19 protein-coding genes are annotated in these 23689 nt (G+C 38.5%); 13 read left to right on the forward strand and 6 right to left on the reverse strand.

All coding sequences use genetic code 11. The annotated features are described in order from the left end of the window. From moaA to SJY09_RS07010, 6 genes are all read right to left on the reverse strand, one after another. Nucleotides 1–984: a GTP 3',8-cyclase MoaA gene (gene moaA / locus SJY09_RS06985; protein ID WP_396638243.1), complete on the reverse strand. Its 984-nt coding sequence runs from the start codon at nt 982–984 to the stop codon at nt 1–3. 40 nt (nt 985–1024) lie between these two features. Continuing rightward, nucleotides 1025–1441 carry a molybdenum cofactor biosynthesis protein MoaE gene (locus tag SJY09_RS06990; protein ID WP_396638244.1) on the reverse strand — a complete coding sequence of 139 codons (417 nt, stop codon included), beginning with the start codon at nt 1439–1441 and terminating at the stop codon, nt 1025–1027. Then, the gene (moaD, locus tag SJY09_RS06995; RefSeq protein WP_396638245.1) at nt 1441–1683 is read right to left on the reverse strand and encodes a molybdopterin converting factor subunit 1; all 243 of its coding nucleotides are present in this window, start codon (nt 1681–1683) and stop codon (nt 1441–1443) included. Before moaD ends, SJY09_RS06990 begins: the two co-directional genes overlap by 1 nt. Before the next feature lies 1 nt (nt 1684). After that, nucleotides 1685–3955 carry a molybdopterin cofactor-binding domain-containing protein gene (locus SJY09_RS07000; RefSeq protein WP_396638246.1) on the reverse strand — a complete coding sequence of 757 codons (2271 nt, stop codon included), beginning with the start codon at nt 3953–3955 and terminating at the stop codon, nt 1685–1687. Between the two features lie 18 nt (nt 3956–3973). Beyond that, on the reverse strand, nt 3974–4438 hold the full coding sequence (locus SJY09_RS07005; protein ID WP_396638247.1) for a (2Fe-2S)-binding protein: 465 nt from the start codon (nt 4436–4438) through the stop codon (nt 3974–3976). A gap of 189 nt (nt 4439–4627) precedes the next feature. Next, nucleotides 4628–5422: a hypothetical protein gene (locus SJY09_RS07010; protein ID WP_396638248.1), complete on the reverse strand. Its 795-nt coding sequence runs from the start codon at nt 5420–5422 to the stop codon at nt 4628–4630. Nucleotides 5423–5499: 77 nt separating this feature from the next. On the opposite strand from SJY09_RS07010, the gene SJY09_RS07015 reads away from it, so the two are divergent. From SJY09_RS07015 to SJY09_RS07075, 13 genes are all read left to right on the forward strand, one after another. Further along, nucleotides 5500–6306, forward strand: coding sequence for a TrmH family RNA methyltransferase (locus tag SJY09_RS07015; RefSeq protein ID WP_396638249.1), 807 nt, complete (start codon nt 5500–5502; stop codon nt 6304–6306). Nucleotides 6307–6358: 52 nt separating this feature from the next. Continuing rightward, nucleotides 6359–7591: a M48 family metallopeptidase gene (locus SJY09_RS07020; RefSeq protein WP_396638250.1), complete on the forward strand. Its 1233-nt coding sequence runs from the start codon at nt 6359–6361 to the stop codon at nt 7589–7591. Nucleotides 7592–7635: 44 nt separating this feature from the next. After that, nucleotides 7636–9840 carry a RelA/SpoT family protein gene (locus SJY09_RS07025; RefSeq protein ID WP_396638251.1) on the forward strand — a complete coding sequence of 735 codons (2205 nt, stop codon included), beginning with the start codon at nt 7636–7638 and terminating at the stop codon, nt 9838–9840. A 48-nt stretch (nt 9841–9888) separates the two neighbouring features. Then, a complete protein-coding gene (locus SJY09_RS07030; RefSeq protein ID WP_396638252.1) occupies nt 9889–10344 on the forward strand; it encodes a Fur family transcriptional regulator in 456 nt (151 codons plus the stop codon). 15 nt (nt 10345–10359) lie between these two features. Continuing rightward, nucleotides 10360–11631, forward strand: a complete 1272-nt coding sequence (locus SJY09_RS07035; protein WP_396638253.1) for an adenylosuccinate synthase — start codon at nt 10360–10362, stop codon at nt 11629–11631. Nucleotides 11632–11726: 95 nt separating this feature from the next. Continuing rightward, nucleotides 11727–12515: a DUF1080 domain-containing protein gene (locus SJY09_RS07040; protein ID WP_396638254.1), complete on the forward strand. Its 789-nt coding sequence runs from the start codon at nt 11727–11729 to the stop codon at nt 12513–12515. Between the two features lie 9 nt (nt 12516–12524). Further along, entirely contained in the window at nt 12525–13985 is a 1461-nt protein-coding gene (locus tag SJY09_RS07045) for a Gfo/Idh/MocA family protein (protein ID WP_396638255.1), read from the forward strand. A gap of 136 nt (nt 13986–14121) precedes the next feature. Continuing rightward, nucleotides 14122–17286 (forward strand): PVC-type heme-binding CxxCH protein, encoded by a 3165-nt coding sequence (locus SJY09_RS07050; RefSeq protein ID WP_396638256.1) that lies wholly within the window; start codon nt 14122–14124, stop codon nt 17284–17286. 7 nt (nt 17287–17293) lie between these two features. Then, a complete protein-coding gene (locus SJY09_RS07055; RefSeq protein ID WP_396638257.1) occupies nt 17294–18277 on the forward strand; it encodes a ThuA domain-containing protein in 984 nt (327 codons plus the stop codon). A gap of 71 nt (nt 18278–18348) precedes the next feature. Next, nucleotides 18349–20061, forward strand: a complete 1713-nt coding sequence (locus SJY09_RS07060; protein ID WP_396638258.1) for an OstA-like protein — start codon at nt 18349–18351, stop codon at nt 20059–20061. A gap of 7 nt (nt 20062–20068) precedes the next feature. After that, nucleotides 20069–21250 carry an aspartate aminotransferase family protein gene (locus SJY09_RS07065; RefSeq protein ID WP_396638259.1) on the forward strand — a complete coding sequence of 394 codons (1182 nt, stop codon included), beginning with the start codon at nt 20069–20071 and terminating at the stop codon, nt 21248–21250. A gap of 97 nt (nt 21251–21347) precedes the next feature. Further along, nucleotides 21348–22751: a tetratricopeptide repeat protein gene (locus SJY09_RS07070; RefSeq protein WP_396638260.1), complete on the forward strand. Its 1404-nt coding sequence runs from the start codon at nt 21348–21350 to the stop codon at nt 22749–22751. A gap of 18 nt (nt 22752–22769) precedes the next feature. After that, entirely contained in the window at nt 22770–23684 is a 915-nt protein-coding gene (locus tag SJY09_RS07075; RefSeq protein ID WP_396638261.1) for a DUF368 domain-containing protein, read from the forward strand. Nucleotides 23685–23689 lie beyond the last annotated feature (5 nt).

Consider the following 23689-nt stretch of genomic DNA (forward strand, 5'->3'; position numbering starts at 1 on the left):
TTAACCTCCTATTGATGTCATAGAATTAGAAAATACATTTTTGTATTTTTCTTGAGCCTCAAAACCAGTCTTAGCCCTATTACCAACAGCCTTTAAAATTTCATTTTTTATGTTTTCTTGGGAATTAGCTGCTCTCATAATATCTCTAAGGTTGGCACTAGCCTTGGCGTAAAGACAAGTAATAACATCTCCTGTAGCAGAAATACGCAGACGATTACAGCTTCCACAAAACGTTCTACTAAATGACGGAATAACACCAAAAGAGCCCTTGAAACCAGGAATTTTATAATTGATAGAAGTCGATGTTTTCGGTGATTCTAGTTTATAATAGTTGGGATGGGCTTCTTTGATATGCTCTAGAATACGTCTATAATCCCACGCTATGGTATTGAAGGACTTGGTACCGCCATTGAACGGCATTTCTTCTAGATAACGCACTGCTACGTTGTAGTGCTTGGTCAGCTCCAGAATTGGTAAAATATCTTGCGTATTTTGACCATCCAGGGCAATAAAATTTATTCTAACATTAAAACCTTCCGTGATTAAACGTATAAGGTTATTATGAACCACATCGTATTGATTTCTTCTTGTAATACGTTCAAAAGTAGCTTTATCAATTGCATCAAGACTAACATTAATATTTTTAATACCCAACTCCTTTAGTTCATCAATATAAGGGCCTATTAATGTAGCATTTGTAGTAATGGAAATGTCTTCAAGACCGTCCATGCTGGCTAACTGCGTGAGCAATACCATGAGATCTTTTCGCACAAAAGGTTCTCCTCCCGTAATTCGGATTTTATCAATACCCTGCGCAACCATAATGGCACTAAGTTTCGTTAATTCTTCTATGGTAAAGAGTTTATCGTTTTTAGCAAAATTAATACCCTCTGAGGGCATGCAATAGTTGCAACGTAAATTACACCTATCGGTCACCGCTAAACGCAAATAATTAATAGTTCTGTTATGATTGTCTACTAACATAATCCTGCACTGATGCCCTAATATGTAGGGCAATTCAATTTTAAGGATGGGCAGATACCCAAACCGTTTTATTTTTAAACATTTCTTTTTTCCAGATAGGAACTGTCTCTTTTAAGGTGTCTATTAAAAACCGACACGCCTCAAAACAAGCGGAACGATGCGCAGATGATGCACCCACAATTACCACAGGTTCTTCCACACCCTTGTTACCTACGGCATGTTTCATTACTATTTTGTTCAGGCTCCACTTCTCCATAGCATTATCCGCAATTTTTTCCATTTCTTTTAAGGCCATTGTTTTATACGTTTCAAATTCTAACGCAATAACCTCCTCGTCTTGGGTAAACTCTCTTACGGCACCTATAAAAACACAAATACCTCCACTCTGTGGGTCCGATAAATCGGCATACACTTGGGAAGTATCAATGTGATCTACAATTTCTATTCGCTTCTTCATTAGCCTCCACTTACTGGGGGAATAACAGCTACTTCATCATTCCTTTTCAAAGGTACGTTATCTTGGGCATATTCACTATTTACGGCTATGGCCAAGGTTGTTAATCGAGAAAATTCAGGATAAGTATCTACTAAATGTTCTTTTAACGCTCCTACAGTTTCCGGAGTACTAGATTCTGATGAAAATGCCATTTGGGAGGCGCCAACGATATCTCTAGCAATGCCGAAAAATAAAACCTCCATATTATCCAAGAATTGGTTTAGTGTTCATGTTTGCCACAAAAGGTTGCTTATACAATCTAGCACCAGTAGCTTTTTTGATTGCAATAGCCACGGCGGCTCCTGCCGGTGGCAATGCAGGTTCTCCAAGTCCTGTGGGACTTAAGGTGTTTTTGACAAAATGAGTCTCCACTAGAGGAGTTTCGTTCATCCTTATCAATCGATACCCATCAAAATTATTACTTTGCGGTTTTCCTTGTTCAAAGGAAAAATCTCCATACATGGCATGACCCACGCCATCAATAGCACCACCCTCAATTTGATTTAAAGCTCCTAACGGATTCACGACAATTCCACAATCTACAGCGACCGTTATCTTTTTCACAACCGGAGTGTTTCCCTCCATGACTACATCCGCAACCTCTGCAACATGGGTATTATGACAATAATAGGCACAAATGCCTTGAAAAACGCCCTCCTTATCCGTTCCATAACCAGATTTTTCAGCGGCTAATTTTAAAACCTCTTGCAGGCGTTCTGCAGAATACTGAATACGGTCGTCGGTAGTGCCCTTAACTTTTTCCAATAAATCCATGCGCATTTTCACAGGATCTTTTTCGATTAATTCAGCGAGTTCATCCAAAAAAGTCTGTTCCGCATAAGATAAAAAATTGGTGTATGGTGCTCGCCATGCTCCCGTTGAAATATTACTGTTATAACTAGCTACATCTACCTGGTAATTTTCAATAGCCCCAGCTGGAAAGAAATTGGGTATAAGACCGTACATATTCCCGTTTACGGCAGCCTCTTTTAATTGATACCCTGTGATTTCACCATCTTTAACGCTTGCCTTAATTCTATATTTTATTGCAGGGCGATATACACCTGTTGTCATATCATCCTCTCTTGTAGAAACCATTTTAACCGGTTTTCCGATAGCGTCCGAAATTTCAGCGGCTTCATAAACAAAGTCACCATAAAGACGTCTTCCAAAGCCACCACCCATTCTTGTCATTTCCAAATGCACCTCATCAACACTGCGCCCCAATAACTCCGCTACTGTTGTCGCAGCATCCGCTGGCGTTTGTACAGGACCAACCAAATGGATTTTATCTTCGGTTACATCCGCAAAGAAATTCATAGGTTCCATAGTATTATGGGGTAGGAATGGAGATTCATACGTACGTTCTAAGATAGTATCTGCTGAGGCAAATGCCTTCGCAACGTTTCCGTCTTTACGTAATGTTTTAAATTCTTTTCCATCTAATAGACCTGTAAGAATTTTATCATGAGCTGCTGTACTCTCTAATGGAGCACTATCTGACCATACAGCTTTAATGATTTTTTTAGCCTTAATGGCAGCCCATGTATTTTCGGCAATTACCACAACCTTTTCTGAAGGCGGTAATTTAACCGTCCAGCTCAATTCTTTTGCTTGCAATAGTTTTTTTGCTTTCTTACCTATGGTAATTACATCTATAACACCAGGTATGGCTTTGGCTTCGGATGCATCAAAAGATTCCAATACTTGTCCAAATGCAGGAGGTCTTAATATGGTAGCATACACCATTCCCTCCTTGTTATAATCCAAACCAAAAAGTGGTTTTCCCGTAACAATTTTATCGATATCTACATTACCCCTATCGGTACCTATTATCGTAAAATCCTTTGGGTCCTTCAAAACAATTTTCTCTTTTGCCACTTCATTTTCTTCTCCTTCGGCAATTTCAGCATAACTGTTAGCTCTTTCGTTCTCAAGAATAGCGGCTTCATTGGCTACATCGCCATAGCTTAGGGTTTCTCCTTTTGCATTTGTTATGACCCCTAGCTTAGCGGAACATTCAGTAGGGTCTACTCCCCAACGCGCCGCGGCAGCATTAACCAAAATCTGACGTGCAGATGCACCTGTTTCCCTAAGCGCATCCCATCCAAAGCGAATGGACTGACTCCCACCAGCAACCTGTCTCGTAAAGTTCTTAGTATCCAAAGCACCTTGTACTACATTTACATTTTCCCAGGGTACATCCAGCTCTTCGGCTATAAGCATGGGCATTGCCGTTTTAACACCCTGGCCTATTTCTGGGTTGGGAGAAAATATGGTTACCATACTTTCTTTTGATATTTTGATGAACGCATTAAAATCGTTATAATCTAACGAAGCTATATCTACTGGCATTTTCACATTATCCTTACAAGCTGTAAATAAGTTAAACCCAATAAGCATTCCGCCACTTGCCAAGGAGGAAGTTCTTAAAAAAGACCTTCTACTAAATTTTGATGGTATTATTGTTGACATGATTTACGATTTTTTAGATTAGGTCGGTTTGTTTTCAGCTGCCATCGCAACCGCTTTTTCAATTCTGTTGTAGGACGCACAGCGACAAATATTACCGTGCATAGCTCCTCTAATTTCCTTACTTGAAGGGTTGGGATTTTTGTCTAAAAATGCTGATGCCGTCATAATCTGACCGGCCTGACAGTAGCCACATTGCGGTACATCGATTTTCTTCCAAGCTTCCTGTACAGGGTGAGAACCATCTTCCGAAAGTCCTTCTATGGTAGTAATTTCTTTTCCGTCCAATTGCGAAACAGTGAGCTGACAACTACGGGTAGCATTACCATCTATATGTACGGTACAGGCTCCACATTGGCCTATTCCACATCCAAATTTAGTCCCGACCATATTCAATTGGTCGCGTAAGGCCCACAACAGCGGCATATCGTCGGAAGCCTCAAATTCTTGGGATTTCCCGTTAATCTTTAAATTGTAAGTTGGCATAGTAATAAGTGTTAGATTAGTACCTTGGTCTTATCTACATTTCCGATGAAAAGGAAATAGCGGTATAAAATAAAAGCCCTTGCATACACAAGAGCTTCTAAGGTACTTATAATATTTTAAGATATGATTTCTTATGGAATTCATTTAACCTTTTTTTAAGTTAAATTTTGAACCCTATTCGGCCTACGACTATTCCTTAATAACAAAAGATGCGGCTTCAGGTTTTTGATAAAAACCAACTTCTTTCTTTGTGTCACTTAAGGTCATATTTTCAAAAGTTACCGTGCTTTTCTCTTCTTTGATAGTGCTACCCTCGTAATTATACCACGTTATCGCTTTGGGAAGTAAAAGTCCATTGACATCCATCCAATCGGAATAGCGAATCCATTTTACATTATCGGAAACTTCACCACTACGGTAGGTAACGGTATAACCCAGCCATTGCATTTTAAAAGTCTCTGGGTGGTAATGAAGGTAATACTCATCTTTTGAAGAGACGCCAATGCCATTATCATAGCTTATACGGATACCTGGATACGAAACACCCTCATATTCTAGATTTTCAGTGGCTGCATAATTAATTCCATCATCTGCCAATACAAAGGGCATCGCATAAAAATAGAACATCAAATTATGATAAAAAATAGGATCTCCTTTATAGGTTTTATCAGCATCTAACAACCAAACACCTTCTCCATCAAAACCCATAGAATAATTGGCTGTAGTGACCTTATCCTTACGTGAGATAAGGTCTATGGTATGTGTTTCTCGTGCCTTGGGTTTGGGTAAATCAAAAACTAAAGTTTTTTGTTTTCGCCATATGGCAAAGCCGCCATGGGCGTCAAAGATTTTTTCTAATTCTTCCGGGAAATCATTAGAAACAACAATTTGCTCTTTTTGCTGCTCCAATTTTTCCTGTGGTTTTACCTGTTCTTTGCAGGATAACGAAACCGTAAATAGTACAAGTATTACTAATTTTTTCATGTTGGTCGGATTTTTTTATTTGAACATCTGTCGGCACTTTCCAAAATACTTAACATATTCCATTATTTTTACAACCCATGCTAGAAACTAAACATATCTCCAGTGCGCAGAATACCTTGGTCAAAAAGATAGTTCTCTTGCGTGACAAATCAAAGGAACGTAAAAAAACGGGGCTTTTTATTTTGGAAGGCAAAAGGGAGTTAGAACTGGCCCAACAAGGAAATTATGATATAAAGACGGTTTTATATAACGAGAAGCTTGTAACGATTAGTACACTCAAGGATAACTTTAATCTTTATAACAATACCATTTTAATCGGAGTTACACAGGAGGTTTATGATAAAATAGCATATCGAAATACCACCGAGGGTATCGTTGCTATCACAAAGGCGAAATCACATAATCTTTCACAGCTAAAACTGAAAACTAAAAATCCACTTATTTTAGTTGCAGAGGCTCCGGAAAAACCCGGAAACATAGGAGCTTTACTAAGAACAGCGGACGCGGCCAATTTAGATGCGGTGCTTATTGCCAATCCTAAAACGGACCTGTATAATCCTAATATTATACGTTCTAGTGTAGGCTGTGTTTTTACGGGTACTATTGCAACAGGTACTTCTTCCGAACTAATTGGTTATTTAAAGAATCATGAAATTGATATCTATTGCGCTGCGCTGACGGCCTCCAAAGACTACTCCTTAATTAATTATAAAAAACCCACCGCCATAGTCGTAGGTACAGAGAACAGTGGGTTAAGTGATATTTGGCTAGAACAGTCTACTCAAAATATTATTATACCCATGGAAGGCCATATAGACTCCATGAATGTATCGGTATCCGCGGCAATACTTATCTTTGAAGCCAAAAGACAACGTAAAAGCTAAGTGACAACAAAAGAGCTAATCTGGCGTTTGCTCTCTAAGTTCAACCCAACCTATGAATAACTCCTTTGTTTTTTATTGCATTTTAGGAATACTCGTTTTTGAATTTTTAGTTTCTACCACTTTGAACTATTTAAATTCCAGACATTTTAAAGATGAAGTTCCTGAAGATTTAAAGGATGTGTATAACCAGGAAGAATACAAAAAATCGCAATCCTATAAATTGACCAATTATAGATTTGGCATATTTACATCGATTTTTTCATTGACATTAATTCTCGTATTCCTAATTCTTGGTGGTTTTGGGTGGGTAGATAATTTTGTAATGGAGAACACTCAAAACCCCATACTCCAGGCACTTTTATTTTTCGGCATCATTATGATCGGCAGTGATATCCTAAGTACTCCTTTTGGGGTTTATCAAACTTTTGTAATCGAAGAAAAATTCGGATTTAATAAAACTACGGCCAAAACCTTTATTCTTGACAAAATAAAAGGCTGGGCAATGACCATTATTATCGGAGGTCCCTTACTGGCTTTAGTACTATGGTTCTTTCAATTCGCTGGAAAAAACTTCTGGTTATATACTTGGGTATTGATTGCAGTTTTCACCCTGTTCATGAACCTATTCTACAGCAAACTAATCGTCCCGCTATTCAACAAACAAGAGCCTTTACCGAACGGAAGTTTAAAAGAAAAGATAGAACGTTATGCGCAAAATGTGGGTTTTGACCTCCAAAATATATTTGTCATAAACGGTTCTAAAAGATCTACAAAAGCCAATGCTTATTTCTCTGGATTTGGCAAAGAGAAGCGGGTAACTTTATACGATACGTTAATCAAAGATTTAGATGAGGACGAAATAGTCGCTGTTCTGGCCCATGAGGTAGGTCATTACAAAAAAAAGCATATCATCTTCAATTTAATCACTTCTATCCTGCTCACGGGCATCATGCTGTTCATTCTTTCCCTGTTCATCAATAATCCAGACATATCTTTAGCTATAGGCGTTGACAGACCTAGTTTTCATGCGGCATTAATAGGGTTTGGAATACTATACAGTCCTTTTTCAGAAATCACAGGGTTACTCATGAACCACTTTTCCAGAAAGTTCGAATATCAAGCAGATGACTACGCTAAAAACACTTTTGCAGCACTACCGCTAGTGACCTCTTTAAAAAAGCTATCCAAGAATAGTCTAAGCAATTTAACCCCGCACCCTGCATATGTTTTCATGCACTATTCCCACCCTCCGTTAATAGATAGAATCAGGAATTTAAAGGCTTAGTTTTTGTTGTATAGCAGCTTATATTGTGTTAATTTTATTCTAGAATGACACAAGCCGCTATAGAAGAAGAAAACAAATTAATTGCTAAGCAATACAAGGAATTGTTACGCATTAGTTACCAAACACTGTCGGATGAGGATAAAAAACTTATTCGCAGCGCTTTTGAGATTGCGGTAGATGCCCACAAAGAACAGCGTAGAAAGTCCGGAGAAGCCTATATTTTTCATCCTATCGCCGTGGCAAAAATTGTAGCCTCCGAAATTGGATTAGATGCTGTTTCCATTGCCTCTGCACTTCTTCACGACGTAGTTGAGGACACCGACTATACCTTAGACGATATTGATCGCATGTTTGGAGAAACGGTAGCAAGAATTGTCGATGGCCTAACAAAAATATCCCACCTAAAAAAGGACATGAATATCTCCCAGCAAGCGGAGAACTTCAGAAAAATGCTACTTACCCTTAATGATGATGTACGCGTTATCATAATCAAAATAGCGGATAGGTATCATAACATGCTTACCATGGACTCCATGCCAGAGCATAAACAGGTTAAAATCTCTTCTGAAACCCTATACATTTATGCACCCTTAGCGCATAGAATCGGGCTTTATAACATTAAGACGGAGTTAGAGGACTTAAGCTTAAAATATACAGAACCAGAGGTTTATAACGCTATAAAAAGTAAAATTGAAGATAGTAAAGAGGAGCAACAGGCATATATTGATTCTTTTGCGGAAGTGATAGACAATTCCTTGAAGAAAGAAGGATTGAACTATTCCATAAAGGGCCGAATGAAATCAATTTTTTCCATGCGGCGTAAGATGAAAGCCCAAAACGTAAGCTATGAAGAAATCTATGACAAGTTTGCTATACGCATCATTTACAAATCGGATGCACAGAACGAAAAGTTTTTAGCCTGGAAAATATATTCCATTGTTACGGATCACTTTACCCCTAACCCGGTACGACTAAGAGATTGGATATCATCACCAAAATCAACGGGCTACGAAGCACTTCACATAACCGTTATGGGCCCCGAAGGAAAATGGGTAGAAGTTCAGATACGCAGCGAACGTATGCATGAAATTGCAGAAAAAGGATACGCGGCACATTTTAAATACAAACATGGTAACCAAAAAGAACAGGGTATAGAAGTTTGGCTCAATAAACTCCAAGAAGCTTTGGAAAACGCCAACACCAACGCAGTAGACTTTGTAGAGGAATTTAAACTAAACCTTTACTCTAAAGAAATATTCGTTTTTACCCCCAAGGGAGAATTAAAATCTTTACCAAAAGGCGCTACTCCATTAGATTTTGCCTTCAGTATACATACAGAAGTAGGGATGCGTACCCGTGGCGCAAAAGTGAACGGGAAATTAGTTCCATTGAACACTACACTTAATAGTGGGGACAGACTAGAAATCATAACATCTAACCAAGCGAAACCAAATCAAAACTGGCTCGATTATGCAACTACGGCCAGAGCAAGATCTAAAATTAAATCCGTCTTAAGAGAGGAGAAAAAATCCATTGCGGAAGAAGGAAAAGAGACGTTACGACGAAAGTTGAAGTCTCAAAAAATTAACTTGAACGAGGATTCCGTGAATAAAATGGTTACCTTTTTTAAGTTAAAGACCAGTTTAGACCTTTTTTATCGTGTAGGCATGGGGTCAATTGACAATCAGATGCTAAAAGATTTTGCATCTAATTACAATAATGCTTTCATAAGTTTCTTCAAAAATAAAATCAGAAGAACCCCTGCGCCAGAAGACGTCAATAAAGAAGAAATAACTTCCAAATACGATATGTTGGTATTTGGAAAGGAAGAAGAAAAATTAGATTACAAACTTTCTCAATGCTGTAATCCTATTCCTGGAGATGAGGTTTTTGGTTTTGTAAGTGTTTCAGAAGGTATAAAAGTGCATAAAAAGAACTGCCCTAACGCTATTTCGTTACAATCTAACTATGCTTATAGAATTATAAGCGCAAAATGGGTAGACTCCACACAGGAAGAGTTTAAAGTAGACATCCAGCTCACGGGAATAGACAATCTAGGATTAGTAAGCGAAATAACAGAAGTTATTTCTGGAAATATGCATGTAAACATGCGAAATCTTAACTTTAGTACGGATGGTGGAACCTTTACAGGACGTATAACGGTGGTCGTTAAGAACAATCATATTTTGCAAAAACTGATAGATAATCTAAAGCAGATTAATGGTATTGACAAAGTGGGTCGACTTTAGGAAAGGAAATAAAATTTAAATGTACATTTGCACATTAAGGCAATATATATGGCTTCCGATAAGAACCAAGAAATTGTAAAAAACGTATTTACTAGCTTTTTAGAAGATAACGGGCACAGAAAAACACCCGAACGTTACGCTATACTCCAAGAAATTTACGAAAGTGAAGATCACTTTGATATAGAGTCGCTCTACATCAAAATGAAGAATAAAAACTACCGTGTAAGTAGAGCTACCCTTTATAATACTATTGAGCTATTATTAGATTGCAAATTGGTTCGAAAGCATCAATTTGGGAAAAATCAGGCACAATATGAAAAATCTTATTTTGATAGACAACATGATCATGTAATTCTCACGGATACCGGCGAGGTCATGGAGTTCTGTGACCCACGCATACAATCCATAAAAAAGACGATAGAAGAAGTGTTCGATATAAAAATCAATACACACTCACTATACTTCTACGGAACAAAAAATAAAACAGAAAAAACGAACGACTAACCAAGTATATTTTAAATGGCAGTAGATTTATTGTTAGGCCTACAGTGGGGTGACGAAGGAAAAGGGAAAATTGTTGATGTATTAACTAAAAACTATGATATAATTGCGCGCTTTCAAGGCGGTCCCAATGCGGGTCATACCTTAGAGTTTGATGGAATAAAACATGTTTTACATACTATCCCCTCTGGGATTTTTCACAAAAATGCAACCAATGTAGTTGGTAATGGTGTAGTTATTGACCCCGTTATTTTCAAAAAAGAATTAGATGCGTTAAAAGATTTTAAATTAGATATTAAATCTATTTTACTTATTTCTCGTAAAGCCCATTTAATATTACCGACCCATCGTCTTTTAGATGCAGCTTCGGAAGCAGCGAAAGGAAAAGCCAAAATTGGCTCTACATTAAAGGGAATTGGTCCAACTTACATGGACAAGACCGGCCGAAACGGTATGCGGGTAGGTGATTTGGAACTAAGTGATTGGAGAGAAAAATACCGTTCCCTGGCCAATAAGCATGAGGCGATGATTGGGTTCTATGATGTTGATATCCAGTATGATCTAGCGGAGCTAGAGGCTGATTTCTTTAGCGCTGTGGAAGAGCTCAAAGCATTGACCTTCATTGACAGCGAAGAGTACCTTTACCAAGCTCAAAAATCCGGAAAGAAAATACTGGCCGAGGGCGCCCAAGGCTCTTTGCTGGATATTGATTTTGGAACCTACCCATATGTAACCTCATCGAATACTACCGCCGCCGGTGCTTGTACCGGTCTAGGGGTAGCCCCTAACCAAATTGGCGAGGTAAAAGGTATCTTCAAAGCCTACGCCACCCGTGTGGGTAGTGGCCCTTTCCCCACAGAATTGTTCGATGATGATGGTGCGACTATGGGAAAAGTAGGAAATGAATTTGGAGCAACTACAGGAAGACCAAGAAGATGTGGTTGGTTAGACCTTGTCGCTTTAAAATATGCAGTTAGAATTAATGGCGTCACTGAACTCATGATGATGAAAGGTGACGTTTTAAGTGGATTTAAAAAATTAAAGATTTGTACGGCCTATAATTACAAGGGTGACACCATAGACCATTTACCTTATAACATTGAAGCAGAAAATGTAACTCCTATATACACAGAAATGAAGGGATGGGATGAAGATTTGACAAAAATGACCAAAGCAGGGCAATTGCCAGATTCGCTAAATGCTTATATCGATTTCTTAGAAAAAGAATTGGAAGTCCCTATTAAAATAGTATCCGTAGGTCCGGATAGAACCCAGACCATACACAGATAATCAATAACTTCGGTCATAACCTACATGGCGTTAAGCGAAAAAAAGCTTAACGCCATTTATTTTTTTATTAAGTTTCATTAATCAAATTACACAAGATGAAACATATAAAAACACTTCTAGCACTAGTTATTCTTAGTATGGCCTGTAAGACCGAGAAAAAACAGGAAACTCCCGAGACTGCTCCTGTAGCCGAAACAGAAGAAGAATGGATTGTTCTTTTCGACGGAACCAGTACAAAAGGATGGAGAGCTTATAATGGTAAAACCTTACCTCCTGGCTGGGTAGCAAAGAATGGAGAACTGACTTTTGACACCGCTTTAGGTCTTGAACAAGATTACAAGGGCGGAAAAGATATCATCTACGGCGCGGAAGAATTCGAGAACTTTGAGCTACATGTAGAATGGAAACTTCCAGAAGGTGGTAACAGCGGTATTTTCTATCATTTAAAAGAAGGATATGATAGTCCACCCGAAGTATCACCAGAATATCAACTTATAGATGATGAGAACTATGCAAGAATCCATGATTTAACCGCATACAATAGCAGTCTGGGATATACCGAAAAACCAGAGGAATTAAAACCATTGCAACAGACAGCATCTGACTACGCCATGCATCCCGCGGACCCAAAGGATAAGGTATTACATCCTGTAGGAGAATGGAACTCCACCAAGATTGTTTTCACTCCAGAAAAAGTTGAACATTGGCTGAATGGAAAAATGGTGGTATCTTTTGTTCCCTGGTCAGAAGAATGGTACGAAAAAAAGAATTCCGATAAGTGGAAAAACAGTGAGGACTATGGAAAATACAAGACGGGCTTCATAGGCTTTCAAGACCATTCCAGCCCTATTTGGTTCAGAAACATAAAAATTAAAAAACTATAACCGCCATCCATGAAAAAAAGAGAATTTTTAAAAAAATCAGCCCTATTAGCATCCACGACCGCTATTATGCCTTCATTTGTTATGGCTTGTAAAGAGGAAAAGCAAGCAGCCACTGAGGTAAAGAAGCTTACTAGATTACGAACAGCTCATATAGGTGTTGGTAATATGGGAGGTGAAGACTTAAGAGATATTTCATCTCATGCCGATGTAGATGTTACTGCTTTGTGTGATGTGGATTCCAATAATTTAGCAGCTGCTAAAAAACTACATCCAAATGCAAAAACTTTTACGGACTACAGGATTATGCTAAAAGAAATGGCTGATGATATTGATGCGGTTATCGTGTCTACTCCAGACCATACTCACGCCCCCGCATCCATGATGGCAATGGAAATGAATAAATCCGTTTATTGTCAAAAGCCATTGACACACTACGTCTCTGAAGCTCGTTCCATGAAAAAATTGGCTGCGGAAAAGGGTTTGGTCACTCAAATGGGAATACAGGTTCATTCCTTCTATGATTATAAATTGGCCACGCTACTAATTCAATCCGGTATTATTGGAAAAGTGCATACCGTGAGGGCTTGGTCTCCGAAAAATTGGGGTTATGATGGGCCAGTTCCAGAAGGAAAAGACCCCATACCCAGCACTTTAGACTGGAATCTCTGGTTGGGTACCTCAGCTGAAAGAAACTATAAAGAAGATGTCTACCATCCTGGCAATTGGAGAAAACTGGTAGATTATGGCTGTGGAACCTTAGGAGATATGGGGGTTCATATATTTGACACCCCTTACAACGCGCTAGCTTTAGACGTTCCTATGACCATAAAAAACGAGTGTAGAACTCCAAACGGTTTTGGCTTCCCAGAGAATAACAACGTTACCTATGAATTTCCGGGCACGGAATATACAACAGACACTTTAAAGTGGGTATGGTATGATGGCCCAGGTGCTCCAGATATGCATGAAGACCTATTTTTACCAGGAGCCAATGGAAAAATATCTAACAATGGCGATAAAAAGAACGCATCTATGGAAGATAAAATGTCTTTGGAAACGAAAACAGCGGAGGCCGGTAAGTTACCTGACCAAGGGGCGATGTTCATTGGGGAGAAAGGGCGGTTATTATTACCCCACTTTATGCAACTACCACAAAAGATAGTAGATGGTAAATATGTTGATATTTCTACTGAAATAACCGCTGTTGAAAAAGCGAACAATATGGGCAAGCCTATTAGGGATTATGCTTCGGAAGGTCCGAAACACTACCATCAATTTGTAGATGCCTGTCTGGGTAAAGATGAATGCACAGCACCATTTTCCTATGCCTCTAGATTAACGGAAACCATCTTACTAGGGGTTATTGCGGGAAGATTCCCTAATCAAACTTTACACTGGGATAACGAAAAGGCCAAGTTCTCGGAAGAGGAGGCCAATGCATTTTTAGAAGGTGATTACAGAGACTTCTAAAAGCTTATGAAACAGGTAATTCAAACTAATTTCAAAAAACACATCTGTTCTTTCAAGCCACCAATAGGTGGCTTTTTTGTATTATATTTAAAAGTAATATATGAATATAAAATCGACCTATCTTAAATCTCCTTCTATGAAAAACAGCTTCAAGGGTTCCTATTTCAATCTACTTCATGGGATTTTCCTTCTAGGTGTAGTTATCTCCTGCTCTCCTGAAAGACAAGCGAAAGTAAATGTACTCCCTAATGCGAACATAGCCCTAATTGGAAATAATTTAGGATCAAGAATGATGAATTACGGGTATTTTGAGACAGAAATGCATTTACGTTTTCCTAAAGATTCTTTAACTATTAGAAATATGTGCGATGGCGGGGACACCCCTGGTTTTAGACCTCATGCTTCAAGAAATACACCCTGGGCATTTCCCAATGCAGAACAGTTTCAAACTGAACTTGCCAAAAATTCAGGTAGTGAAGGGGTTTTTGAATACCCGGATGAGTGGTTAGATAGACTTAACGCAGATATAATAATTGCCTTTTTTGGTTACAACGAATCTTTTGAAGAAGAAAAAGGAATTGAAAATTTCAAAAATGAACTTGAAGCTTTTATCACGCATACTCAAAATCAGAACTATAATGAACAAAATCCTCCGGAATTAGTACTGGTATCACCAATAGCATTTGAAAACTTATCAGATTTGTATGACCTCCCAAATGGTAAAGCCGAGAATAGGAATCTGAAAATTTATACGGAAGCAATAGCATCAGTTAGCAAGAAATATCAGGTTGCCTTTATTGATGTCTATACCCCTTCCCTACAGTGGTACGAGCAAGAAGACGAGCTCACTATTGACGGTTTTCAAATGAACGACAAGGGATACCAAATATTTTCAGATTATATAGCCACAGCACTAGCTGGAAAAAACACCATTGCGAATACCAGTTTAAAGACAGCTGTAAAATCTTCTGTGGAAGAAAAGAATTTTTTCTGGCATAATAATTATAAAGTTCCCAATGGCGTACATGTCTATGGCAGAAGACACGCTCCTTATGGACCGGACAACTACCCTTTTGAAATTGAGAAGATACGTGAAATGACAGCTATACGAGATACCGCCATATGGGCAACGGTTCAAAATTTAAATTATGATGTAAAAGGTGCAGACCTTAAAACAACCACGTTGCCTCCAGTAGAAACCAACTATAATTTAGGAAGTTCGGATGACCCCAAGAATTATCTTTATGGCGAAGATGCAATTCATACATTGAAAGTTCCCAAAGGATATAAAGTAGCCTTGTTCGCATCCGAAAGTGAGTTTCCCGACCTTGCCAATCCCGCCCAATTATCTTTTGACAACAAGGGCAGGCTTTGGGTAGCAACACTTCCCTCCTATCCCCATTACAAGCCTGGAGACATGCGCCCCAACGATAAATTATTAATTCTGGAAGACACGGACAATGACGGCAAAGCAGATAAACAAATTGTATTTGCAGAAAATTTACATTTACCATTAGGGTTTGAATTTGCCCCAGAGGGAGTTTATATAAGCCAAGGCACCAATCTAAAACTACTTACCGATACTGATGGAGACGATAAGGCAGATAAAGAAGAAATAATATTAAGCGGTTTTGATGACCATGACACACATCATAACATATCTGCCTTTTGCGCCGATCCTTCAGGAGCGTTTTATATGGCAGAGGGAGTGTTTTTACATACCAATGTAGAAACCCCGTATGGACCGGTAAGAGGAACCAATGGAGGTTTTTACAGATATAATCCTCAAAGAAAAAAATTAGATAGAGCAGTACAAGTTAGCATTCCAAATCCATGGGGGATAGCGTTCGACGACTGGGGTCAAGATTTCTTTTTGCACACCTCTGGACCTACCGTACAATGGATGACGCCTAGCACGCTAAAATCCATTTATGGTATCGCCGCGCCATTAACCAAAGACTTGATTGAAGATGCGCACAAGGTGAGGCCCACATCAGGTATGGAATTTGTTTCGAGCAGTCATTTTCCAGATAATGTACAAGGAGATATGATTTTGGCTAATTCCATTGGCTTTTTAGGAATGAAACAGCATCAGGTCATGGAAGATGGTACGGGCTACAAAACAAAACACAGACAGGATTTAATCGTCAGTAGCGATAAAAATTTCAGACCCGTAGATATGGAGTTTGCTCCAGATGGATCCCTGTATTTAGTGGATTGGCATAATGTACTCATCGGACATATGCAACACAATGCCAGAGATCCGTTGAGAGATCATGTACATGGCAGAATATATAGAATCACCTATCCTTCCAGACCATTAGTGCAACCGGCAAAAGTGGCAGATGCAAGTATTGGTGAACTATTAAATAATTTAAAACTACCTGAATATCGAACAAGGTACCGTTCTCGTAGGGCTTTGAGAGGAAAAGATAAGGACAAAGTACTGGGCAGCTTGGACAATTGGTTAAGTAATTTAAATAAAGATGATGAAAACTACGAACATCATAGACTGGAAGGACTTTGGGTAAGTTGGGGATTAAACCAAGTTCATAAAGATTTACTTAAGTCCCTATTGGAATCGGAAAATCATAAAGTTAGGGCTGCATCGGTCAGGGTACTGCGCTATATGGAACATCAAATACCAAATAGTATTGAGTTATTTAAAAAAGCGGCGGCGGATACCCATGGAAGAGTGCGTTTAGAGGCGATTACAGCCGCATCCTGGTTAAACGATAAAGATGGTTTGGAAATTCTTTCGGTAGCAAAAGAATACCCTTTGGACGAGTGGATGCAGCCCGCATATGATTTTGCCATGAACAGACTATCGGGTGATTTCCTATCCAAGGACGGAACGGGACTCGTAGCCTCTCACTTAAAAGGTGATGATTTGAAGGCGTTTACAAAAGGAAAAGCTATTTATCAAACAGAAGGGTATTGCATTACCTGTCACCAAGAAAGTGGTGCCGGACTTCAGGCATCCGGTTATCCAACTCTGGTAGACCAACAGTGGGTAACGGGCAACGAAGAAAGACTTATAAAATTGGCATTGAACGGATTGTACGGACCAATGAGCGTTATGGGAAACGATTATGATGGTCAGGTACCGATGATGGCTTTCAGAGGCTTATTGAACGACGAGGAAATCGCCGCTGTACTAACTTATGTCAGGAATGCCTTTGGAAATAGAGCCTCAGTCATAGCTCCAGAAAAAGTGAAAGAAATTAGGGATGCCACAAAAGATAAAAAAGGCTTTTACACTCCAGATGAACTACTAAAAGAATATCCACTAGAAAAATAGTTTAAAAATGATACGTGTCAGAATAATGCCGCTATTAGCATTCCTAATTCTAATCGCTAGTTGTGCGGAAAAAAAGAGCAAAAAACTAACACCTGCGGATACTAAAGTCGATACCCCGTTACATATTGTTTTTGTAAGCGGAGATGAAGAATACCGTTCTGAAGAATCAATGCCCATGCTCGCTAGGCTTGCTAAAAGAGAACTGAATGCCAAAGTAACAGTTTGTTACGCGTTGGATTCCATTGGTATAATTAATCCGAACAACACCGATCATATTTCCAATTTAGAAGCTTTGGAAACGGCAGATCTGATGGTTATTTTCACAAGGTATAGAACGCTACCAAAAAATGAAAGGGATTATATTGTGAACTATGCCGAATCAGGAAAGCCTATAGTCGGTTTCAGAACTGCGACCCATGCATTTAAATACAAAGACCCTAGTCTTGAATATTGGAATGATGAGTGGCCTACTAAGGTTTTTGGACAACAATGGATTACACACCACGGACATTTTGATGATGGTAAGTTTCCCGTTACCCAGATAGCATCATTGAAAAGTGAGCATCCTATTTTAAGAGGTTTCAATCCGTTCAAAGCCTATTCTTGGTTATACCACGTAGATGGCGGTTCATGGAAATTGTTTGGGGATTCCAAACCTATTTTACAAGGGCATTCCTTAAAATCAAAACATGAAATGGAAGGTAGGCTTGATGAGTTTCCACTGACCAATCCTGTAGCTTGGACAAAAAGCTACACCGGGTCCTCGGGAAAAAAAGCAAAAGTATTTTTCACTACACTCGGGCATCCTTACGATTTTAAACTTCCCGTTGTACGCAGAATTGCGCTAAATGGGATTTTTTGGGCCTTGGGAAAAGAGGATCAAATACCGCTAGATGGAACTAATGTAAGTTTAGACCAGCCCTTTGAACCCAATAACTCTGGTTTTGGCACTATTTACAAACCAAATCTTAGACCAGAAACTATTCAGTAATCACTATTAAAAGTATCCCAAATTAAGCAGCACTGCTCAAAATTATTCTATTTTTGAACAAATTTAGCAGTTTGAAAGATTATCTATTTCTTATTTTGTTTTTAGCTTTAAGCAGCACAGTCTCTTCTCAAATTACGGTAAGTGCAAATGAAAATGATTCGGTAGCTAAAAAGCAAATCAACATCGTTTACGGAGCAAATTTCACTAAAAACGAAAAGGCTTATCCTGGCGCATCTATCTTTAGTAAAGATGACAGACAGGTGCAGTTTGAGCACCAAGGGGCAGATTTATGGTGCGATATTGCCATATTTTTTCAAAAAGAGAATAGACTGGAAGCTAGAGGAAATGTGCTCTTAAAACAAGGGGATTCTGTAGAAATGGTCAGTGAAAGAATAGACTACAAGGGCGATATAAAACTTGCAAAAGCCTGGGGCAACGTTGTTCTGACCAATTCTGATATGACCCTGCGAACGGATACCTTGCGGATGGATCGCGAAAAACAAGAAGCTTATTATCACGATAATGGTACGGTTGTAGATTCTGCAAATACCCTTACAAGCAAAATTGGAAGGTATTTTATGGAGCGAAAAAAATATCAATTCCTAGATAGCGTCCATATAGACAATCCCGAATATATTTTAGATTCCGAGCAATTAGATTACTACACCACATCAAAGAATGCCTACATGTATGGCCCATCTACCATAGTTGGCGAAGCTTATACCATCTATTGTGAACGTGGATTTTATGATACTAAGGTAGAAAGCGGATATGGCATAAAAAATACACGCATAGATTATAATAACAGAATTGTAGAAGGAGACAGTGTTTACTTCAATAAAGCAAAAGAATTTGCATCCGCAACCAACAACATCACCGTTACGGACACTATCAATAAAGGTATAATTCGCGCACATTACGCCGAAGTACACAAAGCGAAGGATTCTGTATTCGCCACAAAAAGAGCAGTTTCCATATCTGTTCAGGAACTAGATTCTTTGTATGTTCATGGAGACACGCTAATGGTTACGGGCAAACCGGAAGCAAGAATATTACGTGCGTTTAGAAATGCAAAATTTTTTAAGACCGATTTGAGCGGCAAATGCGATTCCATTCATTCAGAAGAAGCAACGGGTATAACCCAACTTATAAAAAATCCTATTATTTGGAACGGCCCCAATCAAATGACCGGAGATAGCATTCACTTAAAATCTAACCTAGAAACGGAGAAACTAGATTCCTTAAAAGTATTGGATAATGCTTTCGTTATATCCCTGGACAGTGTTAGCATGGAAGGCTACAATCAGGCGAAGGGAAAAGACCTTTTTGGGAAATTCATTGAAAATGAACTAAAGCTAATAGACCTCATAAAAAATACCGAAGTTATATACTACATGTACAATGACGACGATGAACTAATCGGGATAGATAAAACCATTTGTAGTTCCATTCGTATTGTAATGGAAAACAATGATATAGAAGACCTAACCTTTTTCACAGATCCTGATGGGGATATATTCCCAGAAAAGGATTTACCAAAAAATAGTAGAATTTTAAAAGGTTTCGTCTGGCGCGGTGACGAGCGTATCCTAACCAAAGATGATATTTTTGATGAGGACGACAATAACATTGAACTGGTAGTTATAAGAGGTATAGACAATCCTATAGATATTGATGCCGAGGAAGAGGAACGTAGTCAGAATGAATCAGACCCCATTAACAACATACCTAATAACCAAGCGACCGACCCTAAACAAACAAAAGTACCTAAGAAGGTAAAGTAGCGCTTTCATGATTGACGATTTCCTAAAATATCAGGCCCAAACCACACCATATCCTTTGGGTATGGAAATCTCACACGCCAAAGGAAGTTTTATCTTTGACAAAGAAGGGAATCCTCATCTAGATTTTGTCGCCGGAGTTTCCGCCTGTAGCTTGGGACACTGCCACCCAAAAGTGGTTTCCGCTGTACAGCAACAGGCTGCAAAGTACATTCATGTAATGGTCTATGGTGAATATGTACAGGACTCAGCAGTGAAATACACAAAACTCTTGGCATCCAATCTCCCAGCGCCCTTAAATACCACTTATCTAGTGAATTCTGGAACAGAGGCTATTGAAGGAGCCATTAAACTAGCTAGAAGACATACAGGTAGAACAGAAATTATTTCTGCCCATAATGCCTACCATGGCAACACTATGGGAAGTTTAAGTTTAATGGGTTATGAAGAGCGTAAAAGTGCATTTAGACCACTTATACCCGATGTTTCTTTTATACATTTTAACATAACTAGTGAGCTTAAACGAATAACTAAAGAAACAGCTTGCGTAATTTTAGAGACCATTCAAGGCGGAGCAGGATTTATCGTTCCAACGAACCGTTATTTAGAGAAAGTAAGGCAACGCTGTACCGAAGTGGGCGCTTTGTTAATATTGGATGAAATACAACCTGGTTTTGGACGCACCGGAAAACTTTTTGCCTTTGAGCATTACGATTGTATCCCGGACATCTTGGTGATGGGCAAAGGTATGGCCTCGGGAATGCCCGTAGGCGCATTTACCACGAGTAGTACAATTATGCATTCGTTGCAACATAGCCCAAAGTTAGGTCACATTACTACTTTTGGAGGTAATCCGGTCATTGCAGCCGCCAGTTTAGCTACCTTAAAAGAGCTTGTAAACACCAACTTAATTGATGAAATTCCCAAGAAAGAAAAACTATTTAAACATCTTTTAAAACACCCCTCGATAAATGAAATTAGAGGAAAAGGATTAATGCTCGCTTTAATCCTAAAAAATGAAAACTTAGCTAATGAGCTTGTACTAAAAGCAATGGAAAAAGGTCTTATTCTTTTTTGGTTGTTATTTGAACCCAAGGCCGTTAGAATATCTCCTCCCCTAACCATATCCGAAGCAGAAATTAAGAAAGGATGTTTTATAATTCGCGACATACTAGACGAATTACAACAATAATTTGTTAACTAATTTGTTAATAATATAGGATACGGATGGATATAAAAATAGTCTCAAAAGCTTACTTTTAAATCCATAGTATAACCAAAGAGTTTCTATGGCGTTAGAATCTAACGAAAGACCGGACAAGCCCATAACCAAGTTTGAATCAATGCTGAAGACAGATGATGTCTACTTCTTTGATGCCGAAGATTTTGAAGACATTATTCATCATTATTTGAATAATGGTAAGATTGCCCTAGCTAAAAAAGGAATAAAAATTGGACTACAACAACACCCCGCCTCTATAGCGCTTAAACTGCTGAACGTTGAAGTAATGGTCTTCGAGAATAATCTGGAAGCCGCTGAAAAACATCTTGATGAACTTCAGAACATAGATGCTCAGAACGAAGAAATCTATATTCAACGTGCCAATATTTTTTCAAAAAAAGATAATCACCAGGGGGCAATTTCGCTGTTGCAAAAAGCATTAGAACTTTCTACCAATAGTTTTGACATTCATTCCCTAATGGGTATGGAGTATCTATTCTTAGATGATTTTAAATTGGCCAAGGAAAGTTTTATGCGATGTGTAACATTTGACAATCAAGATTATTCCTCGCTTTACAACGTAATTTACTGCTTTGAATTTCTAGAAGATTATGAAGGTGCTATTCTATACTTGAACGATTATTTAGACACAAATCCTTACTGTGAAGTAGCATGGCATCAATTAGGCAAACAATATGTTACAAAAGAAATGTTTCAAGAGGCTTTGACAGCCTTTGATTTTGCTATTATTTCTGATGATTCATTTATAGGTGCTTATTTTGAAAAAGGAAAAGTACTAGAAAAACTGGGCAAATATAAAGATGCCATAGAAAACTATGAAACTACCATAAGTATTGAAGACCCCACCTCTCACGCCTTTCTTAGAATAGGAAAATGTTATGAAAAGCTTGGTAATGATGAGATGTCCAAATACTATTTCTATCAAACCGTACATGAAGACCCCTTATTGGACAAAGGCTGGCTGGCCATTACAGATTTCTACTTTAGAAAGAGGAACTATGAAAAAGCTTTGTACTACATCAATAAGGCTTTGAACATTGACGGAGGTAATCCCAGCTACTGGAAAAAATCAGCAAGAATTCATGTAGCGTTAAAGAACTACGACCAAGCCGATTTTTCATTCAAACAAGTGGTAGATTTAGGAAACTATGAATTGGACACTTGGTTAAAATGGGCAGCGATAGTACATTTAAACGGGGACACCTCTGCTGCTATTCAAATCCTAACTCAGGGCAGGGAGTTTTATCCTGAAAATCTTAAGATTTTGTACAACATAGTAGGCTATAGATTAGCGGCCAATGACTTGATTAATGCAAGGATAACTTTATTAGATGCCCTAAAATTTGACAAGGGTGCTAAAAAAATAAATTTTTTCTACAAACAATTTCCGGAATACGGCAATTCTGATTGGGTTAAGACTATCTTAGCCGACTACAAAAAAACATCTTGATTTCTTGTTTTTAAATTTATGGAGGAAAGAAAACTTATCCATTACGTATATATTACCTTAAAAGGAATGGCAATGGGCATTGCCGAATTAGTACCGGGTGTTTCAGGTGGCACAATAGCATTTGTAACCGGAATTTACGAAGAGTTCATATCCGCTATTAACAATGTAAATTTAGCCACGTTCAAAACTTTGAAAAACGATGGTTTTAAGATGTTCTGGAAACAGTTGAACGGCAACTTTCTGTTAGCCCTATTCGTGGGCATGATGGTAAGTATCCTGTCATTATCCAAAGTTATTTCTTGGCTTTTGGAAAATCATCCCATACCCGTTTGGGCCTTCTTTTTTGGCCTAGTCCTAGCAAGCGTTATTTTTGTTGCAAAGGCTATCAAAAAGTGGAATTTCCTATCCATAGCACTGTTTATCGCAGGCACTATCATCGCATATTATATTACCACACTACCACCTTCCGCAAATACGGACAGCCTCCCTTTTCTATTTTTTTCAGGGGCTTTGGCTATTTGCGCAATGGTCCTACCAGGAATTTCAGGTTCCTTTATACTGGTACTTTTGGGCTCATATAAGACCGTACTAGATGCGGTAAACGACAAGGATTTTAAAATTGTACTCACTGTAGCACTGGGAGCGGTTTTTGGAATTTTAAGCTTTGCTAGAATCTTAAAATGGATGTTTGCCAATTACAAAAACGCAACACTAGCTATTCTTACCGGTTTTATTCTTGGCTCTTTGAATAAAATTTGGCCATGGAAAAAAGTGCTGGAAGTAATTAAGATTGGAAAAAAAGAAATTATAATCGATAAGAATATTTCTCCTTTCGCTTTTGAGGGCGATAGCCAATTAACCTTTGCCATAATAACGGCTATAATTGGTTTTTCTCTTATTTTTATACTTGAAAAAGTAGCTTCTAAAGAATAAGAACC

The sequence above is a fragment of the Maribacter sp. R77961 genome (assembly GCF_044594925.1).
GTDB lineage: Bacteria > Bacteroidota > Bacteroidia > Flavobacteriales > Flavobacteriaceae > Maribacter.